The organism is Phormidium sp. FACHB-592 (assembly GCF_014695795.1).
GTDB lineage: Bacteria > Cyanobacteriota > Cyanobacteriia > Leptolyngbyales > Leptolyngbyaceae > Stenomitos.
The window spans coordinates 256,289-277,089 of sequence record NZ_JACJOZ010000106.1; the positions used below are offsets into that span (position 1 = coordinate 256,289).

Genomic DNA, 20,801 nt, shown 5'->3' on the forward strand with positions numbered 1-20,801 from the left:
CTAGAGAGCATTGCAATTTTCTAAGCACGCACTAGAGCATCTTCACCTACTCATTGCTAACCGTCTCAGACGTGGCTGCCAATTCGTAGCGGTTCTTGCCAAGCTCTTTGGCAGAGTACATGGCACTATCTGCCTCTTTGACAAGCACATCAACGGTCAGCCCATTCTGGGGGTAAAGGCTGATGCCAATGCTAGTAGTGACAAAAATAGTGTGACCCTTAATGACAAACGGTTTGGCAAGAGTCTGAAGAATTTTTTCGGCAACGCGCGCAGCACCTTGAGCCATTGGAATGGCGGGGAGAATGACTGTAAATTCGTCTCCTCCTAACCGAGAGACGGTATCACTGCCACGCAAGCAACTCGTTAAGCGTTTAGCCACTGCTTTTAGCAATAGGTCACCGACATCATGCCCATGCGTGTCGTTGATGAGCTTAAACCCATCTAGGTCAAGGAACAGCAGTCCAACAGGCTGACTATTTTCCTTTGCCCACTCGATCGACTGATCAAGGCGTTCGTGAAACAACTTGCGGTTTGGTAGCCCAGTGAGTCCGTCATGGTTTGCCAAATGGCGCAAGTGGCTAGCCGATTGCTCTAAGGTGGCATTGGAACGGATGAGTTCGGCAGTGGTGCGTTTTAGCTCGTCCTCCATGCGCTTACGCCCTGTGATGTCGCGTATGACACCAACGAGAAAGAGGTTGCCAGCCGCATCTTTATGGAGCGATCGCTTCGTTGCAATGTAATGCGTTGCGCCCCACTGATCGGTAAAAATCTCCTCATGTTCGTGTTCTTGTCCGCTGCTAAAAACAAGCTGGTCTTGCTCACGAAAGACAGTGGCTTCCTGCTGAGAAAACAGGTCATACTCTGATTTTTCGAGTAAGTCTTCAAGGGGATAGCCGAGAAACCGAGAGTAAGCCTGGTTTAGCACAATCCAGCGATGCTGCCTGTCTTTTACAAAAATTGGATCGGGAATGGCGTTAATGATCTTGCCAAGAAACTCTTTGGAACGCTTTAGTTCTTCTTGTAGATGGGCAACGTGAGCCATGATCACGATCGCTGATCCTGCCAGCGCGATCATGGGTGGCACTAGCGGTAGCCACCAACCCCACAGAAAGCCCAGTAAGCAAAAACCTACGAGACTACCGCTTGCTAAGAGCAACTTGAGAGTGATCCAGGACGGCGATCGCACTGTCCAGCTTAGTTGGGCACCAACCCAAGCCCAGACAAAAATCCATAACCACTCCAGTGGCTCTGCCCAAACATTGATAGCACTACGTCCTTGTAAGGCAGCGCTGATGATCTGACTTGCAAAATTGGCTTGCAACTCGACTCCTGATGTCGGTTGAGGCGACGAGTTAACCAGTTCCTTGCTGTAGGCAGTTTGAAAAAAATCGCGCAGGCTGACGGCAGTAGAACCAACGATGACAATGCGATCGCGCAACTGCTCAGGATTAACCCTACCCTTCAAAACATCCGTCAGCGATACGCTCGCAAAAGTGCCTGTTGCGCCTCGCAAGTTTGCCAGAATTTGATAACCACCGGCATCGGCATGAGTATAAGCACCATCACTATTCTCAAACCGACGAAACACAGCCTGACCAAGCTGCAAATAGCGCTTATCACGGCTGGCAGCTTGAGGCGTGATACCGTCATGGGAGAGATAGGCAAGGGCGAGCGTGAGCGCAAAGCTTCGATGACTTTTGCCATTAACACTCCAATAGAGCAAGCTCCGCCGTACCTTGCCATCAACGTCAAACACCAGATTATTAAAGCCAACCTGTTGCCGTGCTGCAAGCAGGGGTGGGGCTGGTACGCCCACATTTGCTTGGTCTTTGATTTGCTCAATACCAACAAGATTAGGCAGCGTACGATAAATCTCCTGTAGCTCGGCATAACCTGGCTCGACAGGCAAATCTCGGTAGATGTCTAAACCGATCACACGCGGCTGATAAGACTGGAGCTTGGTCAGCAACTGTACTAAGACGTGATCAGGAATGGGCCATTTGCCCACGCGCCGCAGATCCATCTCATCAATGCCCACAATGACAATGCGCTCGTCGATCGGCTCTGCTGGACGCAGACGAAACAGCATATCGAATGCGCCTAACTCTGAGGTTTGCCATAGCCCGGTAAGGCGAAGGATGATAACGCACCCGGCAACACCTGACGACGTAAGGAGAACCCTGCTTGCCCTAAAAAATCTCTGCTTTAGCCGTGTCCAGCTAGGCATTTTGCTACGTTGTTGCATGGTGGTTTGTTCATTTACGCCGCTCCATCACCAGTGCTCAATCGTGTCACACAACAGAACTGCTTGCCCTATCATGAACAGAATCTACCCTGCCGAACGTGCAAATGATACAAGGTTTTACCAATCTCAAAAGAAGGGCGATCGATCAAAGGCTGTAAGCGTCACCCACTGTCTGCCCTTACAAAAGATTGGTTCCAGTGCAAAACATAAGGTGTGACGAGCCCACATTCCCCAGTTGCTGACCGAGTAAGTAGGTGTAACGAAGCAGACATCCTACCCAGGTACCTAAGCTTCTGCTCTTACCGCCCAAAGGAGGAGCCGCCGGGGTCTTTCTCCATTTCAGGGGTGATGCGTAGCTTGAGCTTGTCAAACTCTGCTTTTAGGATATTTTTACTTAAGGTTGGAGAACCGATCGATCGCACTGGCTGGCTGGTGATTGCCCACTCTTGTAGCTGTAATCGCTGAGACTCGTTGATGGTGATTGTAATCGCATGAAAGCACCGCTCTGGTTGCTCTAAGGCAAAGAGCAAGACCTGGTACTCTCCTTTTTGGCTCAATAGGCGCGCCGTTTCTAAACCAGAGGGCGATTTTAGATCTAAATAGCAGGGCAACCAGCGCGTTCCCTGTTGAGCCTCCCCGCCATTGCTTTTTTGTTGATGGCGCTGGCGGTTGTAAATGCCCGTCACCCACAGCAGTGTGGGATGGGGCGACATAGCATAGAGAAAGTTTTTGTAGATGACATTGTAGAGTCGGTACGTCTGTAAGTTCTGGATTTCTTGCTGGGGAAGCATTACCCAGACGGCTGGCAGAGCGATAGTCTCAGTTGTAAGGCTTTGGGCAAAAACGATTTGCGCGATCGGTTTATTTTTAGGCCAGACGGCTAATGTGCAGATCTCATCAATTAGAGGAACTCGGTCGCTTAGCGGTTTCGGTTGACCCTGGACAGAGGGCGGCATTTTCTCCAAATAGTCTGCAATCCGTTTGCCGACACCGGGATTATCCTTGTACCGTTTCCCCAGTGCGTCTAGCACCTCCAAAATATCTGCCACTGACTGAGGGCGATCCTCGGGTGCCTTTGCCAGGCAGCTCATGACTAGCGTTTCTAAGGCTTTTGGTAGCTTTAGGCTGGGATTAACCGCTTCAAACGTGCGAGGTGTTTGGTAGTGATGTGCTTTGAACCAGGCTCCGAAAGCGTGCGTTTCGACATGGAGCGGCATCTTGCCGGTTAGCATCTCGTACATCATCACGCCCAGGCTATAGGTGTCAGAGCGGGAATCGAGTTCACGACCTTCCATTTGCTCTGGTGACGAGTAAGCCAGGGTGCCCATATAAGAACTGGTCTGATCACTATCGGCTTGCAGCAGCTTAGAGATGCCAAAGTCGAGAATTTTTACCAGTTCGCCCAGGCTAGCATCGCGGCTCACGAGAATATTACTGGGCTTAATGTCGCGGTGGATGATGGGGTAAAGGCTGTCGTCAACAATGATGCCCTGATGTGCGCACTGCAAGCCCAACGCGATCTGCCGAGAAATTGTCAAAAAGCGAGGCAACGGGAGCGGCTGATTGTTAATGACTTCGCTCAAACTTTGCCCCTGCAAGTACTCCATGACGTAGAAGGGTACGTCTTCGTCCTTGTAATCCGACACGCCGTAGTCAATGACGTTAACGATATGAATACTTTTGCGACCAAGTTGGGCACAAATGCGGGCTTCGCTCTTAAAGCGATCGCGCATCTTGGGGTTCAAGAGCGTCTGAGCCAGAAACTTCACTGCAATGACACCGCCCAGCAAGATGTCTTCTGCCCGATAAACGCGCCCCATCGCACCTTTGCCGATCAGTTCAGCAAGCCGATAACGATTTGCTAGCAAGCGTCCGACGTTGGAATCTGTGACCATAGTTTACATTAAGGGGCATCCCAAACCCTGAAAGCGCAGGTGCAACGATCGTTCAGGGGCAAAAAATACATACAGGGCAGGTAATGCTTTTTTACACCTTGACACGAACTTCGATTGACGCAACGCAACCCAATTTTATGACTAACGAAAAGCAAAACGTGTTCGCGCGGTACTCTTCAAAGGCAGCCTAAAAACATCGAACGGAGGACATTATGGTTACCCGGAGAGTAAGGCTTAAAACCTACTGAAGAAGGCGTTGTACAACGCTTGAGGCTTTTAGAGCAGCAAGCGACAGGGTAAGCGCTCGTCAGTTGGTGTTAAAGTCTGCTTGACGAACGAAACGTTTTATTCTCCAGCTCCTAGCTTTTAAGCAGTCAGGAACTTTGTTTTCACTCTATTGTTAGTAATCCCGTAAAGTCATTTTAGCGATCTTTCGTTTGAGCAATTTTAATTGATTCAAGCGACTGTTTTTCTTACCAACGATCGCATTCGTTCCGGTAGACATAGACCATATGTTAGCCACCCCGTTCAATCGACATGACGTTCCAGGGTCGCTTCCATTGTGCTAGTGAGGTAATGTCCTGCCATAATGCCGCTGGACAGGTAGTATTTGTTGTCGTCTATACGATAAAGCGTTTCAAATCCGCTACGACGTTGGCGATCGCCCAAGACCCAATACCGCTGCACGATCGATTCCTGGGCAACCCAGCCTTCACCCTCAACGCGCCCCAGCAAACTGTGCTGAAGTACAAAGGTATACTGGCGCTCGCCAGCATCCAGCCGCCCCCGATACTGAAACGAAATTTCTTCGCGATCGGCACCCGGAAAGACCAGCTTTGTTACCATCGTAAACCAGTCATCTCGGCTCCAGCCAACCAGCGTTTTGCCAATGACCGTAAGGGGCATGCCGTTGCGTTCTAGCCAGTTGCCCTGAAGTGACCAGCGTCCTGCCTCCATTAAAAAGGTGTGAGCCACAGCCTTATCCCTTGCTTTGCTTGCTTCTTGCGATGCGGGTTTTTGTGGTAATCCATGCTACTACGCACCCCTTCTGTACACTGAATGAATGTCTCCTAAAAGCACCGGGTTTTGAGCGCCCGTTGCCTCAGGAAGGTTGCCAGGGATACCTTGCTGCCGCCAGTACGCGAGGACAGCAAAGGCGATCGCTTCTTTAAATTCGGCATTCAACCCTACATCATCTGTCGTTAAAACAGGGATGTCACCCAATTGCCGCTGCAATCGCTGTTTCAAATATAGGTTCTTACTGCCCCCGCCGCATAGCAAGACTTGATCGGGCAGTTGCGGCAAAAAGTGACAGTAGCTATGGACGATCGAGTCTACGGTTAAGGCTGTCAGCGTTGCCAGTATATCGGCATGGGTGAGTGAGTGCGCCTCTGCATCTGCTACACACTGGTGGAGATAGGCAGCACCAAATAATTCTCGCCCGGTTGATTTTGGCGGCTGTTGTTGGAAAAACGGCTGTTGCAGCCAGCGATCGACCAGGGCTTCGCAAGGGGTACCACTTGCCGCCCAGTTGCCGTCTTTGTCGTACGTCTTCGTACCATTGGAAAAAGTTTGCACTGCCAGGTCGAGGAGCACGTTACCAGGTCCAGTATCCCAGCCGAGGGGAGAAAGGGGGCGTGGGGGATAGGGAGTAGGGAGCGGGGACGCGTTTTGAGTTGTGAGCTTTTCTTGCTCCATCATCCCATCGCCCCATCGCCCCATCGCCTTTTGCCCCCTAGCTGGTAGATACGCTACATTGCCAATGCCGCCAATGTTTTGCACGCAACGGTTAAGAGTGGGATGACTAAGGAGCGCCACATCTACAGCAGGCACGAGGGGTGCACCGTGTCCACCAGCGGCAATGTCAGCGGCACGAAAGTTACTGATGGTTGTAATGCCTGTAGCGTTGGCGATCGCCTCTCCCCGTCCCAGTTGTAAGCTGTAGCCTAGGGAGTGAGGGGTAAGGGGTGAGGGGTAAGGGGTAGGAGCCCTTTCTCCCACTGCGCTCTCCTCTCCTCGCCTGGGTTTCGGTGGTCGATGATAGACCGTTTGCCCATGGGAACCGATGAGTACAGCCGTGGGGTGTCCCGTTTGAATGGCGATCGCGGCTTGAGCAAACTGATGGGCGATCGCGTCGTCTAGATCTGCCAGGTCTGCCATTGATAGTGATGCACCGCCACAGACTGCCAAAATCTGTGCTCGTAGCTCTGTGGGATAGGGATAGGTTGCTCCTGCTAACAGAGTGACTGCTAAAGTACCTGTAGCATCCGAAAGATCGACTAGAGCCGCATCAATGCCGTCTACAGAGGTGCCGCTCATTAAGCCAATGACAAGAGCCATGCGGTTGTTGGTGATTGGTTGTTAAGTACATAGACTAAATTAAACTGAATAGGCTGAAAGCTAACCACTGACGGCTAATTGCTTTAAGGGATCATTTGCTTATTCAGGTGCCTCTTATCCGTTAAGTAACTGGTCAGTAGTTGAGCGTTATTAAACTAAGAATTGCTATTTAGGGGTAGACAGGTTCCACCGTAGCCTGGGAACAAAGACCTCTAGCCCCGTCTCACAAAGCATGAGGGCTACCGACTTAGCGCTTTTCTAACATTAAACTGAGAGCATGGTAAAAGTTAATTATATGGCACTAAAACCCTTGTTCTGACCAACTTATGGCAAGGTTGAAAGGGATACGCTACACTCCTCTATCTACACCAGCAGTTTGCCAATTGCTGATCCTTGCTCACTTAAAACTCTGTGCTACTCAACTAAAAACTGCTGTAAAAGCAGGCTTTTCTAAAGACGTGAACGCCAGAGCAAGGTTTTGCTACTTGTGTGTTCAAGCAGGCGCGCCTTTCGGCTCAATGTCTCTTTTTATCGCGCTCATACAGAGAAGCACAACTCATGTCTAATCCTGCGTCTGAGCGTCTTCGGCAAAATGCTAAACGAATCATGCAACTGTGGGAAGAGTGGGCACGGCAGGAAATCAGTGCCTCCATGCATCAAGAGTCGCTGGTCTTGCAAGATTCGTTACCGCAGTACTTAAGCCATCTAGGCAATGCACTGTCAACCGATATTGAACGGACATCTGCTCGTACCGAAGCCGATAAGGCAGAAAGCGATCGGATTAGTAAACAGCATGGACGTGAACGGGCGGGTTATGCTGATTACTCCATGACTCAGCTTATCTTCGAGTATCACATTCTCCGCAAGGTGATCTTTCAGATTTTAGAGGAGGAAGCGCCTTTAGACGTGCGGGAACGAGACATCATTATTGGCTCGATTGAGCAAGCTGTGAATGATGCTGCGACTCAGTTTTCACAGACGCTGAGCGAGATTCAAGAACTCTTTATGGTGACACTAACTCACGATCTGAGAAATCCCATTAACGTCGTAAAAATGGGCACGCAATTGATCCTCCGTCGGTTTGAACGCGGCGATACTCACTTTGATGTCACAGCAAGAATGATCAGCGCGATCGATCGACTGGATTCAATGATTCAGAATCTGCTCGATGCCAGTCGACTGAAGGCAGGACAGAGCTTAAAGCTTACCTTTGAGGTATGCGATTTGGAACAGCTACTCCAGGAGGTTGTGGAGGATTTGAACTTCGCCTATACGAACCGCTTTGTGATGGTTTCTCATGGTGCAGTGATGACTCGTTGCAGCCGTAAAGAACTACGGCGGGTGATCGAAAACATTGCCACCAATGCTGTGAAGTATGGTGCGCCTGGTACGCCAATTACACTCACGCTCCAACAAACTGAAACGGAGATCAGCCTGGCCATTCATAACGAAGGTACGCCGATCACCACAGAAGCGCAATCGATTCTCTTTCAACAATTTCGTCGCACCATCTCTGCGGAAGATCAAACGGGCTGGGGCTTGGGCTTATTCTTAGCTAAAAGTCTGACTGAAGCTCATCAAGGGACGATCGATGTTGAAAGTGCTGAGGGCAAAGGGACAAGCTTCATTGTCAAATTGCCAGCGGTGCTACCTTAGGTTGTTTAGTGTTTCTAACCAGCCTTTCAACGCGAGAAGCACTGCCCAACACGATCGCTCACCGACAGCGATCGTTACTCTGAAACAGCAATAGGAGTGCGACACAGGAAGTAAGGGAAGTAAGGACAGTTTTAAGCGGTAGGTAGTGCTGCTACTCTAGAGAGCCTCGCGTTGCTTTTAGCTCTTCATCCTTCATCCCCTATCCCTCATCTCTCACGCCTTACCCCTCCATGTACCATGAAAACCAGGCGGTACGGTTTCGGGTAACGCTAGCCTACAAATTGGTTCGTCATCCAGACGATCGCTGTCGAAAATCCAGGCTTCACTGCGATCGACATTTGCGTCGTACACCACCGTCAGCACCCAGCCTCGATCAACATCATCCGCATCGGGCGCATAGATTGGTTCGCTGGGATAACAGTTCGCACCAAAATCCGCTTCGGTGAGGGTTGCGGTTTGGTAATCGAAACGAGCGATCGCGCCAAACAGTTCTCGCTGCAACTCCACATCCTGACGATGAATGGACAGGTAAGTGTAGCGTGATGGCTGACCCACAGACCTAGGCTGCACGGTTGGAAATTCGCAACTGCGGTTAACGACTTCTTCTAGCGCTAGTACGATGCCCGCTTTGGGTTCAAGCCGCAACTGCCAGAGAGTACCCTTTGCCAAGGTTTGAGTCTGCCCAGTTGCCACTTCTTTAAGAAATTGGTTGGTCTGAAAATCGGGGTAGCGCACAAAGTTAAAGGCAACGGTTCCGTCAGCTAGTTCACTGCCATTGCCAAAGTGCCACTGATACCAGGGTTCGGCTTGAGTACGGCTGACGACTTCCAGGGTGGTGCGATCGACCACAATAATTTCAGTACCTTTCTCCGGCTGCCAGGTTAGCGCGTCACTATAGCTCTTTAGCTTCGCCAGCAAGGGCAGCGCCTTCAACCGCACAGGTGGGACGCAGAAAATCAAATACTGACCCGCCAACACCCAGTCATGGATGAGAGGCAGCCCCTGGAGTGGAATCTTGCCGTGCTGCTTTACCTTGCCGCTAGCATCGCTACGGTACAGATTGAGCGTGCCGTTCCGACCAAAGCTTACCCCAAAATTAAAAATGTCACCCGTTTGCGGATCGCGCTTAGGATGTGCGGAATAAGCGGCTCCATCCAAGCCATTGAGGTCATCAAGTCCCAGCGTTTCGAGGCGATCGAGCGTCAAGGCGTGCGGTAGCCCACCTTCCCACAAGGCAAGAAGCTTGTCGGGCAAAGCCAGCACAGATGTATTGGCAGCATTCTTCAGACCTTTGTTAAACCGCTCCCACCAATGACCAGGCGGCAACATGCCATAACCACTGTGCTTAAACGTTCCGACTTGGGTTTCTGCCCGATACGCAGCAGTTTGAACATAGCGATACACACCTGTTGCACCTGCCGTTGTAAAGTGCAGTCCCAGAATGCCGCCATCACCATCAAACCAGTGCCCTACCCGTTGCCCACCTCGCTCCAGTAAGGCAGGACCATTGCGATAGAGAGAGCCACGCAAGCCCGAAGGCACAGCTCCAGACAAGATGCTGAGGGGGAGGGGACCAAACTCGGTGGCAGGTCGAAGCACTGCCTTTGCCCATGCTCCAATCTTGGTTGGTTGAATAGTGTTAATCATTGCTAGGCTCCCTATTTCTAATGAGGATGGTTTAACAGGTAGCTAAAGGAGAAAAATCCCTCATTTTTCGTTAAGGCTCAACGCCTGAAACACTAATTCTTTCACGGCTAAAATGTGGTTCATTAGGCTTCTTAAACGTCCTTCAATAATTATTACGCTTGAACTGGCTTTGTGCCTTCTCTTGCAGTTGTAAATGGTTAGCTTGTTTCGTTTGACTGGATCTTTTTAACTTATGGGCAGCGTATGGTTGTAGTAACAGAAGAGGACAGTTTTTAGCGGAGAGGCATAGAGTATTCAAGAGCATTGCATGGTCAAATTATGGTTGCAGCTATGGACAGCTTATGGTCGGATTTGCAGAAAGGTGAGTCGGCAGTGTTGCTTCCTTCTCGTGAACAGCTACTTACCTGCTGGTCGCTTGATTCGTCCATTACCTTTTTGAATCATGGTTCCTTTGGAGCCTGCCCTTTACCCGTGTTGGCGGTTCAACAGCACTGGCGCGACCGTATGGAACGACAGCCCCTCCAGTTCTTTGGGCGCGATCTGGAAGCGCTATTGGATGATGCCCGTGTAGAGTTGGCAGCATTTGTAGGCGCAGAGGCAGATGATCTGGCGTTTGTGCCCAATGCAACGACTGCAATTAATACGGTTTTGAAGTCGCTTTCGTTTGCACCAGGCGACGAATTGCTGACGACGAACCAGGAGTATAATGCCTGCCGCAATGCGTTGAACTATGTGGCAGAGCGGTATGGCTTGAAAGTCGTGGTCGCTCAGGTGCCCTTTCCCATTGATGAGCCGCAACAAGTGATAGATGCGATCGTCGCCTGTGTGTCCGATAAAACGCGGCTGGCGCTGCTGGATCATGTGGTCAGCCAGACGGGGTTAGTGTTTCCGCTAACTGAACTGGTACAAGTTTTGACCCAGCGGGGAGTCGAAACGCTGGTGGATGGTGCCCATGCACCGGGAATGCTGCCGCTAAACCTGCACGCTCTTGGGGCAACGTACTACACTGGCAACCTGCACAAATGGGTTAGCGCTCCGAAAGGGGCAGCGTTTTTGTATGTGCAGCGCGATCGCCAACCCACAATCCGTCCCCTTACGATTAGCCACGGTGCCAATGCAACGCGCACCGATCGCAGCCGCTTTCGGCTGGAGTTTGATTGGACTGGCACTGATGATCCCACGGCTTACCTCTGCGTCCCAGAAGCAATCCGCTTTATGGGATCGTTGCTGCCAGGAGGATGGGATGAACTGATGGTGACCAACCATGCGCTGGCGATCACGGCTCGTCGTAGCCTCTGCGAAACGCTCCAGATTGCGCCACCCTGCCCAGAGGCGATGCTGGGAGCGATGGCAGTAGTTCCGCTACCCGATGGCAAACCGATGGGACTACAAGATGCCCTGTTGGAGCGCTACCAAATTGAGGTGCCGCTCGTACCCTTTCCAACCACTTCTAGTCGCCTGGTGCGTGTTTCGGCACAGTTCTACAATCACTTGGAGCAGTACGAGTATTTGGCGCAGGCGATCGCAGAATTGCTGCACGAAGAAGGCTCTATGAAAAAGCATCAGTAAGGCTTGGTACTCGCGCCACAGGTAGCAGTGGATTGCTGCATCAAGCCTTTGTTTGTGCTTTCTTACTCTTTTCTTTTTCCTTTTGCTTGGCGCGTTTTTCGGCGGCTTTGGCTTCTTTTTCAGCTTCAATCGCCGCTAGGGCTGCTTTATCTTTTTCTTCGGCAATTTTGTCGAGGTAGTAGTGATAATCGCCGCGATAGAGGATGAGTTCGCCATCGCGAATTTCGACTATTTTGTTGGCGACCTGCGAGATGAAGTAGCGATCGTGCGAGACGATAATTACTGTACCGTCATAGTTTTGGAGCGCTTCTTCCAGCATTTCTTTAGCGGGAATATCCAGGTGATTGGTTGGCTCATCCAGAATCAGCAAGTTAGCGGGTTGCAGCAGCATTTTTGCCAGGGCGAGCCGTGCTTTTTCACCACCGCTGAGCGCTTCGACTTTTTTGAATGCAGAATCGCCGCTGAAGAGAAAGCGTCCCAACAGAGTGCGGACTTCTTCATTGCTCCACTTGGGTACTTCGTCGTGAATGGTTTGGATGACGGTTTTCTGCAAATCGAGCGCTTCTGCCTGATTTTGCTCAAAGTAGCCAGGAATGACGTTGTGGCTGCCTAGCGTCACAGTGCCTTCCGTCGGTTGCTCCATGCCCATCATCAGGTGCAGCAGTGTGGATTTGCCCGCACCGTTAGGACCCAGGAACGCGACGCGATCGCCCCGTTCTAGCAGCAGATTTGCATCCAAAAACAGGATTTTGTCACCGTATGAGTGGGTCATGTTTTTGATTTCCACCATTTCGCGACCGCTACGGGGCGAGGGTGGAAAGCGGAAGTGGAGGGTTCTCAAGCCACCATCGGGTGCTTCAATCCGCTCAATCTTATCAAGCTGCTTTTCGCGGCTTTTTGCCTGGGTGCTGCGGGTGGCGCTGGCACGGAAGCGATCGACAAATGCCTGCTGTTTCTCCAGTTCTTTTTGCTGCCGCTCAAAGGCGCTGAGTTGGGCATCGCGCATCTCTTCTTTCTGCTGGAGGTAGGCGGAGTAGTTGCCTAGGTAGGTGCTGGAAACGCCGCGCTCGGTTTCCACAATTTGAGTACAAAGGCGATCGAGAAATTCGCGGTCATGAGAGACGATGACCATGGGCGTAGACAGCCCTCTGAGATAGTTTTCCAGCCACTCGATCGTCTCTAGATCGAGATGGTTGGTCGGCTCATCCAACAGCAGCAGATCGGGCTTTTGCAGCAAGATTTTGCCCAAACTCATCCGCATTTGCCAGCCACCACTGAAGGCACTGACGAGGCGATCGCCATCTTCTAGATCAAACCCCAGGTCGGGCATGATTTTCTCAATGCGCGAATCTAACCCGTAGCCATCCATCGCCTCAAACTGCCGCTGTAGGTGATCCATCTCATGCAGCAGTTTGTCCAGTTCTTCGGGCGTGGCTGTTTCCATGTGGCGATGAACCGCACTCAGCGCCACGTGAACATCGTTCGCTTCCCCAAAGGCACGCCAAAATTCTTCGCGCACCGTGCGAGTGGGGTCTACTTCAAATTCCTGAGTCAGATAAGCAATATGCAGGCTGGCAGGGCGGATAATTTCGCCTGCGGTTGGCTCTGTTTCGCCTGCAATAATTTTAAGCTGAGTTGATTTGCCAGCACCGTTAACGCCGACTAAGCCAATGCGATCGCCGGGTTTGACTTCCCAGTTGATGTCCTTCAGCACTTCGCCAGTCGGATAAATTTTGCTGACGTGCTCCAATCGCAACATGGGGAATCTCCAGAGAAAGTCAAGTTAAGGTGGGTCTGCGATGACTGTAACAAAATTTAATCGTACATGGTTAGAGAGAATGTCGGTGCCTTTATCTGTTATTACCTTACCAACGCTCTAATAGTCTCCTCTATTGATCGTGGTTGCCAACCTAATTCTTGACGAGCTTTGCTGCCATCCACTCGCACACAACGATCGTACACGTAATGAACACGCTCTCGGCTTAACGGTGGCTGCCAGTTAAACAAACGACCGATGGGATCAAGCAAATTGCCGACTAGCCGCACGATCGCCTCTGGGGTTTCGGCTGGAGCGGGAACCCCAGACTCTTTGCTAAGTAAAGCAAACATTTCGCGAGTCGTCATATCGCCTGCCGAAATAATGTAGCGTTCGCCTCGCTTGCCCTTCTCGGCTGCTAGCAGCATTGCCGTTGCCAGATCGTCTACATGAACGATGCCCGTCACACGATCGCCCCCTGCCCAAAGCTTCAGCCCGCCTTTAAGAAACTGCTTCACCACAGGACCAAAGTGCGGGTCGTCAGCACCAAAGATTCCAGACGGAAGAACGCTAACGACGTGAAAGCCAGCCGCAGCAGCACGATCGACTAATTGCTGAGCATCATATTTGGTGCGGTCGTACGCTGACGAAAAATCTTTCTGCGTGCGCTCAAAGGTTTCATCAATGACGCGCCCTTGCGTATCGCCGAAAATGCCGATCGTGCTGCAATACACCATTTTAGGAACTCCCGCCGCCTGTGCTGCTGCCAACACTGCCCGCGTGCCGTCCACATTCACCCGTGTCATTTCGGCTGCATTGACAATGCCTAGTTCGACATAGGCAGCAATGTGAAAGACTATATCCACGCCTGCCATCGCAGTCTTCAGGGTATCAACGTCGCACAAGTCGCCGTACACTAGCTCTACCTTGCTTCCTGCCAGGCGTGCCAGATCGCTCGACTTTCGCACCAGCCCTACGACAGAATCGCCGCGTTGCTCCAACGCTTGAATTAAATGTGCTGCGGAAAAGCCATTTGCCCCGGTTACAAATGCTCTCATAGTGCTACAGCCATCTCCATCTGCATAAGCCTCACTCACAAACTTTAGCCTTGCGTTGATCGACCAATCGACTGTTTACTAGCATCATCGTGAAGGCATAACCAACTAATAAAGCCAGGGTAGCGCAGTGTTACCCTCGTTGCTTGAGTGAGAACGAGCCAGCGTTGAGCCACGATCGCGGCAAATTAGAGCTTGTTCAGGTCAATGCTTTCTCATAGATTCTATAGGTCTTATAAATTGTGCCCCCAGAGGCTTCGATAAGTTTGCGAGAGGGATAGTTGTCTTCGTAAACCCAGGAAAGTTCAGCGCGTTTATAAGGTTTTCCTTTTTGAATGCCACCCTGCATACCCAAATAGATAAGCCCTAACGGCACCATTTTGCGGCGAAATTCTGGCAATGAACAAATAGCAATGACGCGCCCTTGATCGATCTGGCGACGATACCAGAGAAACTTAAGAATGCCGAGCCAATTCAGCTTGCCGTTAATGTGTTTGAGGGCAATATTGTAATCCGGTAGCCCCATCCAAAAACCAATCATCTCACCGTTGTATTCGGCGATCGGAAACACATCTGGATCGACCAAACTTTGTAAATCTTTTGCTTCTTCCAAAAACTCTTCTTGCGTGCGCGGTGTGGAACTCCAGTTATTTGAAAAGGCTTTTGTAAACAGGTTATACAAGCTAATGCAATCCTGCTCAAACCCGTCACCTTTAGTTCGTAAAGGACGGAATGTGACACCCGATTTCAGCGCAATGCGATAGCCCTTTTCAAACTCTGGTGACAGCGGTTTATCCAGTGGAAAGTTATATGCATAAGCATCTTTCGCCTTCTGCCAGCCATCTTGCTCCACAAACTGCGGGTAGTGAGGCGGATTGTAGGGCATCATCATCATCGGTGGCGAGTCAAACCCATCCACCAAAAACAGACAGTTGTTATGGGTTGAGAGGTCGATCGGTCCACGTACAGTGCTCATGCCCTGATCCCGCAACCACTCACAGGCTGCATCCAGTAATGCCTTCGCTACAGCGAAATCAGGCACACACTCGAAATAGCCAAAGAGCCCGACCTTCTGCCCTTCGCGATCGATCAAGCGATCGTTGACCGCTGCCACGATTCGACCTAGAAGTGACGGGTTTCCTTGCTGACGGCTGACCGCCACAAACTGCTGTAAGCGCCCGTACTGCAAAAACGGATTGGTCGGCGCAAGCTGCTTGGCAATGCTGCTGCGGATCGGCGGCACCCAGTTGGGATCGTTGGCGTAAACAACAGCCGGTACGTCTAAAAACCATTCTTGCTCTGTTGCTGTTGTTACTGGAATAATTTGAACGGCGATCGCGCTGCCAGTGGTTGCAGTTGGGTTGCTATCAACAGAGGGCTTCACAGTCACGTACCTCTTCTCTTGCTTATAGTGCTTTTTAACGATGGAGTCACCACCACAGTTAAAAAGCACTATATCAGCCTTCCTTGAGCGATCGCGTTCACTTTTTGGTATTTTGCGGGTCGTTCCCACCGTTATTCTTTGCAGCAAGATATTTGGTGATTGCTTCTTCAATCCCCTCTTCTGAAGTCTTGGATGGTTGTTCGGGTGTAAGGCAGTCTGTGATGACCAGAAAGAGTAGACCAGTAAACGTTGCAACGGCAATTTACACAAGTGTGCAGCTTTTTTAGTTAAATTAGTTTGCTTTGAGTTAGTTCGCTGGCTGAAAAAATTACTGGGCACATTGCCGAGCCCCAAGAAAAACAAGTGGCAGGCAGCCTATTTTTGCTTTAGTGCGCTGGTACTAGCCACAACTTTTTGCTTACATTCTTGCCGGGGTGCATTATCTGGGAGGGTGTTATACCAATTCCTTAAGATGAGGCTACAGATACTATAAAGTTGCGATCGGATTCAAGCAGCAACCATTAGAACGTGATTCACTTGCGGCTGAGTTGATTGAGCTTTTTCAAACCTCTCGTTTTACATCTACTAGCTTTATTGCTACGAGTTGGCAGTTCACGAACTCATGCTGTTAAAAGGAATAGCTGGCGACAGCATCTTTGAGAAACCACAGCCTTTGGCAATGTGCATGACGTTGCGTCTATCTCTAAGTCATGTGGCACCCCCTCCAACTACGTTGAGAGGATTAGTGTATTGTCACCTGATGCTGACAACAGGCTAGCAACGTGTCTGTATAGTGAGCCTTTATGGAAATGACGTGAGGTTTGATCATGCTGTTGGTAATTTAAGACGAACGATCGTACCAGCCTCCGGTATAGATTGAATCGCTAGCGTTCCACCATGAGTTTGTACAGTGCGTTTAGTAAGCGCTAGCGCTAGCCCTAACCCAGTACCATCAGGCTTTATAGAGCAAAAGCGCTAGGCAAGGTTTGGCAGAATATCGGCTGGAATCGGGTTGCCACCATTAAAATTTTTGATGCAAACATAGTGTGCAGTTAGATGGTTTAGCTCCCATTTAATTAAGGCTATTTACTTATAGACAATGCAGAAGTTATACATACGAACCATAGAGCTTGCGTTCTCATACAAGCTCAATTTGTTTTTAAGCCTCTTCTCATGCAAAGTGTCGAGAAGTGTTCTAAGGTTCCTTTCAAGCGGTACGATTTGCAGCTCAATTTGCAAAAGTATCTAACCATAAATTGATTCAGGAGAGCTTTCCAATGAAGAAACTTGCTTACGGTGTTTTGTCTAGCTTACTGATTTTAGCTGCGACAGTACCTGTTCAAGCGACAACGCCAGCCGTGACAGTTGCTCAATCGAACTCAGCGGCGATCGAGCAAATGTTTCGAGAACAAAAGGTCTTAGCTGACGAGCTACAGACGCTGATGACGCAAGCAAAAACAATGATGGCTGAAATGAAAGTGCTCACTTCACTGCCAGAAGGACAGGCTCCAACGATGACTGATCTATACAAGCAGCAACAGATGATACTGGCACGAATTATGACGTTGAGCCAGTCGCGCTTAGATACTATCTTGCCTAAAAACAATGCGGCAACAGTACAAGATGTCTATCAGCAACAAGCAGCGATAATGACTGAAATGAAAACCATGATGGCTGAAATGAAGACCATAATGGAAGCCTATCGCGGTCGGGCTGGCGTTTATAAAAAGTAATGGGTCTTGCAGCAGAGAAAGCAGAAGTACTGAGCAAAAACACTAAACTACTCTGCTGCAAGCTTTAACCATTATTGCTACACCTTTTCCAATTGAATAAGCCACACTCTTTCATCCCTTCACTCACTGAAAAGAAACTGTGTCTTCAATTCAAAAAGTGCTGACTACAAATTTCTTCGACTGATCCCCCTCAATTCTCCTTATGAAGGGGGAAGCCTTAGGTAGAGGGATCTTGCTTTGTAGCGTGTCAAAAGGAAATTAGTATTACCTATGGAAATTTGCCTTAGGTCTACCTGAAAAGGACTACGTGACTGGATCGGCAAGCACCACAGTATGGAGCGGTTGAACAAAAAAATGCTACTGTTCAATCGAGAAATTGGCGAAATCAACAGTGACATCTTTGGGTGTTGCCCATGATGGATCGTTGCCGCCAAAGAACGTGGAAAAGAAAATGCCTTCAATTTTTAGGGCGTTAGTTGTCCGAAATTGAAGTTTGCTTTGATCTAATACTTTTTTCCCATCTAGCCAAACTTGAACGCGACCGTTTTTCTTTTGAGGGTCGTTCAGGTCAACCTGTTGCTCTAGATGATGCCAAGTACCAGGTGTAAAAGACCACTTGCCGCGCCCGATCGAGGTTCCATACTTAGAGCTAGTTGGCAAATAGGCATAAAGTTCGCCCTGTCCCTCTTTGCGCCACATAAACCGTGTGGAAAAGCCGTCTGTACCGTCGGGGTTATCGCCACCACTGGTTTCAGTGCCACCAAATAAGCCTGGCAATTTTCCACCTTTAACAAAGTCAAAGGGCTTAGAGAAGCGAACATAATAACTCAATCGTATAGAGTCTTGTGGTGCTAAAGGCAGATTTGTGTAAAATTGAGTACCGCCCAAGGGAGCGCCTGTTTTACGGTTAACTGCTGGGCTAGCAGATCTGGCTGGATAGCGAACTCTCAAGACTTGTGAGAATCTGGGGTCAGCAAGAATGGCTGTATTTTGCCAACCCCAGTCACCTTGCTTGCGGATGCGCCATTGTGAGGGCCAGCTAGAACGAGAGAAATTTCCTTTCCACACGCTGCGCTTGGCAACCGAGCGATCGCTAGCGTTGGCTACTTTATTAGACTCGGAATTAGATTCAGAGTAAGGCGATCGCTCAACGTTCTCAACGGCTGCGATTGAATTTGGCTGACTACAGCTACTTACAAGCAGGGCAGAACCTAGCAATGCAGAGAGCCATAGACAAGCATGAACAACGCTAAACTTCATGGCTACCGCAAGGGGATAGATTGTTTCTACTGAACACGATCGGCTCTAAGATCAGGTTGAACATTAGCATCATTCATAACAATTTTGCTGCGATCAACACCATCTTCTGCCGTCACGTATTGCATTATGACATCCCGCGATCGTTTCAGCACTACAGGATAGCGAATACCTCGTTCTAAATGAAGGTTGCTAAGTGTTGCTTGAGCAACGTTGTCTAAGACCAGACTATTGATCGCCTTTACACCATCGGAGCCAGACGAACTGTGGCGCAACGTAAAGCCACTAATCTGTACATTTTGAACAGGTTTTTGTTCAACTTTTGCTGCCGTTTGTGCAACAGCAAGGGCTACTGTCTGACCCGCTTTTGGCGTAGAAATCGTCAAGATGGCTGTGTCAGCCGTGGGATCAAACTGCGCTAGCAGGATTGTTCTACTAATACCCTGTCCTTTAAGGCGAATGTTGCTGCGATCGATACTAATCGGTTTGAATAAATCAAGCTCACCAATCGGCAGATTGATTTGCACTGGTTTATCTAGAGGCTGCCGTGCAATTAATGCCTGTAAAGCGGCAGCATCATCTTTGCCATCATTCGGCATAATACCGTGGTTAATTGCCTCAACTTGCTGCACCGCTACTTGTTGAGACGCACTATGTTTCAGGTGTAAGCCCTCTAGATCCCACAGGGGATTGATCACACCATTCAACCACAGAAGAAAGATTGCAAAGCTAAAAACCTGACTAGCCAGTAAAAAGCGAGAAATACCAAGTTTCGCAACGCGACTTCTGCCAGTGCCGTCTGCAGAAATACTTTGATTGCCCCGGTTTGCCCATTTCTGCTTCGCCAAGTTCATCTGAGTCCAAATTTTGACCAATGATGAACTCCATTGAGTCGCCAGCAGAATTGGTAAATGAATGGGTTTTGGAGAAGAAGGTCTACCCTGAAAAACGAGCAGCAGCATCAAGGAGCGACTAAACAAAATCCATGAGGCAATAATACTAGCCGCAATGAAATGACCTCGAACCATCGAAAGAATGAGGCAGCTTGGGCTAATGAGAGAGGTCCAAATACTAATGCGCTGATCCAGCAAGCCATACCAGAGGTAGAAACCTGTTACTTTAGGTCCCAAGGCGATCGCCCGACTATTGTTGCGGAGCATATTGCCATACCAGCGCCGCATATTTTCATACGCGCGATCGATCACTGAACCTGATACAGTTTCGATCGAGTAAACCAGCGCATCGGGAATGTAGAGCATATCGTAGCCACGACGGAGCAGCCAGAACCATGTGCTTTTATCGTCACCAGAAAGGAATTTAAATCGCCCCCACAACCAATCATCCAGGTTATCGTTCTCTAGTTGGTCACTGAAAGAGGGATGCAGCGCTGCCTCTGCCCGGAACAGTGAAAAGCGCCCGGTGAGACACATCACTTTGCGAGATAAAGAGTCTGAGCACATTTGCTGATGTCGCTGAGCAAACCGCATCTGGAACCATTCAGCAAAGAGATAAGACCCTTGCACAACTGGCAGTTCATCCGTGGTTAGCGCTCCCAAGCGAGGAAACAAACGAAAGAACGGCAGACACTGGCGCAGCGTACCCGGACTCAGCTCTGAATCGCCATCCATCAGGGCAATAATCGTCTCTGAGGGGAGACCATGGCGAACCAACTCTTTTAACCCATCCGCCATTGCCTTACGTTTGCCGTCTTTCTGCACCATCTGAATTAGGTGCATGGAGCGTAACCCTGGATCTTCAGCCTCCAATACTTGACGAATAAAATCATTTTCTTCATCACTACTGCTGTTAACTAGCAGGGTGATGGGTTGAGCCAGCGTTCTGGCTTCTTGGGCGATCGCTCGAAAAACTCGCTCCGTAATCCAGGTTTTCTCTTTATAAGTTGGAACAAGTAAACAGACGGGAGGAAGTTGCTCAGCAGTTAAGGCATTGGCTCGGCGACGCCAGCGTGGAAAAACCCAACTTAAGTAAATTCGGGAGCGAATACCTCGCAGTATAAAGAGGCTCCACCGCCAGGTACCGACAACACCAAGGCTAATGAGTGCAAAGACATCCCATACAGCGATTTGCTTTGAACCGTGAGCTAAATATAGCGATGCAAACCCAATGATAGTAATGGCTAGACACGCCAACCAATTGAGCTGGTCGTTGAGCGTTTTTTGTGGGGCAGAAACAACTGTAGACATAGACCGGCACTCTCGCAATTTAAAAACACAAAATGAGGGGCTTAAGCGCGTACGATCGTC

At 49.7% G+C, this 20,801-nt stretch carries 13 protein-coding genes; 3 read left to right on the forward strand and 10 right to left on the reverse strand.

The features are described 5' to 3' along the window. Nucleotides 1-46 precede the first annotated feature (46 nt). From H6F86_RS30645 to H6F86_RS30660, 4 genes are all read right to left on the reverse strand, one after another. The gene (locus H6F86_RS30645) at nucleotides 47-2,245 is read right to left on the reverse strand and encodes a CHASE2 domain-containing protein (RefSeq protein ID WP_190455223.1); all 2,199 of its coding nucleotides are present in this window, start codon (nucleotides 2,243-2,245) and stop codon (nucleotides 47-49) included. 299 nt (nucleotides 2,246-2,544) lie between these two features. Next, nucleotides 2,545-4,140: a serine/threonine-protein kinase gene (locus H6F86_RS30650; RefSeq protein ID WP_190455226.1), complete on the reverse strand. Its 1,596-nt coding sequence runs from the start codon at nucleotides 4,138-4,140 to the stop codon at nucleotides 2,545-2,547. A 528-nt stretch (nucleotides 4,141-4,668) separates the two neighbouring features. Beyond that, nucleotides 4,669-5,115 (reverse strand): hypothetical protein, encoded by a 447-nt coding sequence (locus H6F86_RS30655; protein WP_190455229.1) that lies wholly within the window; start codon nucleotides 5,113-5,115, stop codon nucleotides 4,669-4,671. A 60-nt stretch (nucleotides 5,116-5,175) separates the two neighbouring features. After that, complete coding sequence (locus H6F86_RS30660; RefSeq protein ID WP_190455241.1) at nucleotides 5,176-6,480, reverse strand: anhydro-N-acetylmuramic acid kinase; 1,305 nt, start codon at nucleotides 6,478-6,480, stop codon at nucleotides 5,176-5,178. Between the two features lie 558 nt (nucleotides 6,481-7,038). Here H6F86_RS30660 and H6F86_RS32630 point away from each other — a divergent pair. Beyond that, nucleotides 7,039-8,136, forward strand: a complete 1,098-nt coding sequence (locus H6F86_RS32630; protein WP_242033772.1) for a HAMP domain-containing sensor histidine kinase — start codon at nucleotides 7,039-7,041, stop codon at nucleotides 8,134-8,136. 213 nt (nucleotides 8,137-8,349) lie between these two features. Here H6F86_RS32630 and H6F86_RS30670 read toward each other — a convergent pair whose 3' ends face one another. Continuing rightward, on the reverse strand, nucleotides 8,350-9,783 hold the full coding sequence (locus H6F86_RS30670) for a carotenoid oxygenase family protein (RefSeq protein WP_190455244.1): 1,434 nt from the start codon (nucleotides 9,781-9,783) through the stop codon (nucleotides 8,350-8,352). A 330-nt stretch (nucleotides 9,784-10,113) separates the two neighbouring features. On the opposite strand from H6F86_RS30670, the gene H6F86_RS30675 reads away from it, so the two are divergent. Then, complete coding sequence (locus tag H6F86_RS30675; RefSeq protein WP_190455247.1) at nucleotides 10,114-11,352, forward strand: aminotransferase class V-fold PLP-dependent enzyme; 1,239 nt, start codon at nucleotides 10,114-10,116, stop codon at nucleotides 11,350-11,352. A gap of 40 nt (nucleotides 11,353-11,392) precedes the next feature. Here H6F86_RS30675 and H6F86_RS30680 read toward each other — a convergent pair whose 3' ends face one another. The 3 genes from H6F86_RS30680 to H6F86_RS30690 form a co-directional block, all read right to left on the reverse strand. Beyond that, on the reverse strand, nucleotides 11,393-13,111 hold the full coding sequence (locus H6F86_RS30680; RefSeq protein ID WP_190455250.1) for an ABC-F family ATP-binding cassette domain-containing protein: 1,719 nt from the start codon (nucleotides 13,109-13,111) through the stop codon (nucleotides 11,393-11,395). 101 nt (nucleotides 13,112-13,212) lie between these two features. Further along, a complete protein-coding gene (locus tag H6F86_RS30685; RefSeq protein ID WP_190455253.1) occupies nucleotides 13,213-14,166 on the reverse strand; it encodes an NAD-dependent epimerase/dehydratase family protein in 954 nt (317 codons plus the stop codon). Between the two features lie 196 nt (nucleotides 14,167-14,362). After that, a complete protein-coding gene (locus tag H6F86_RS30690) occupies nucleotides 14,363-15,547 on the reverse strand; it encodes a hypothetical protein (RefSeq protein WP_242033773.1) in 1,185 nt (394 codons plus the stop codon). 1,277 nt (nucleotides 15,548-16,824) lie between these two features. On the opposite strand from H6F86_RS30690, the gene H6F86_RS30700 reads away from it, so the two are divergent. Then, nucleotides 16,825-17,280: a hypothetical protein gene (locus H6F86_RS30700; protein ID WP_190455257.1), complete on the forward strand. Its 456-nt coding sequence runs from the start codon at nucleotides 16,825-16,827 to the stop codon at nucleotides 17,278-17,280. A 357-nt stretch (nucleotides 17,281-17,637) separates the two neighbouring features. Here H6F86_RS30700 and H6F86_RS30705 read toward each other — a convergent pair whose 3' ends face one another. Both H6F86_RS30705 and H6F86_RS30710 read right to left on the reverse strand, forming a co-directional pair. Continuing rightward, nucleotides 17,638-18,540 carry a polysaccharide lyase gene (locus H6F86_RS30705; protein WP_190455260.1) on the reverse strand — a complete coding sequence of 301 codons (903 nt, stop codon included), beginning with the start codon at nucleotides 18,538-18,540 and terminating at the stop codon, nucleotides 17,638-17,640. Nucleotides 18,541-18,566: 26 nt separating this feature from the next. Further along, complete coding sequence (locus tag H6F86_RS30710; RefSeq protein ID WP_190455264.1) at nucleotides 18,567-20,741, reverse strand: glycosyltransferase; 2,175 nt, start codon at nucleotides 20,739-20,741, stop codon at nucleotides 18,567-18,569. Between the last annotated feature and the right edge of the window lie 60 nt (nucleotides 20,742-20,801).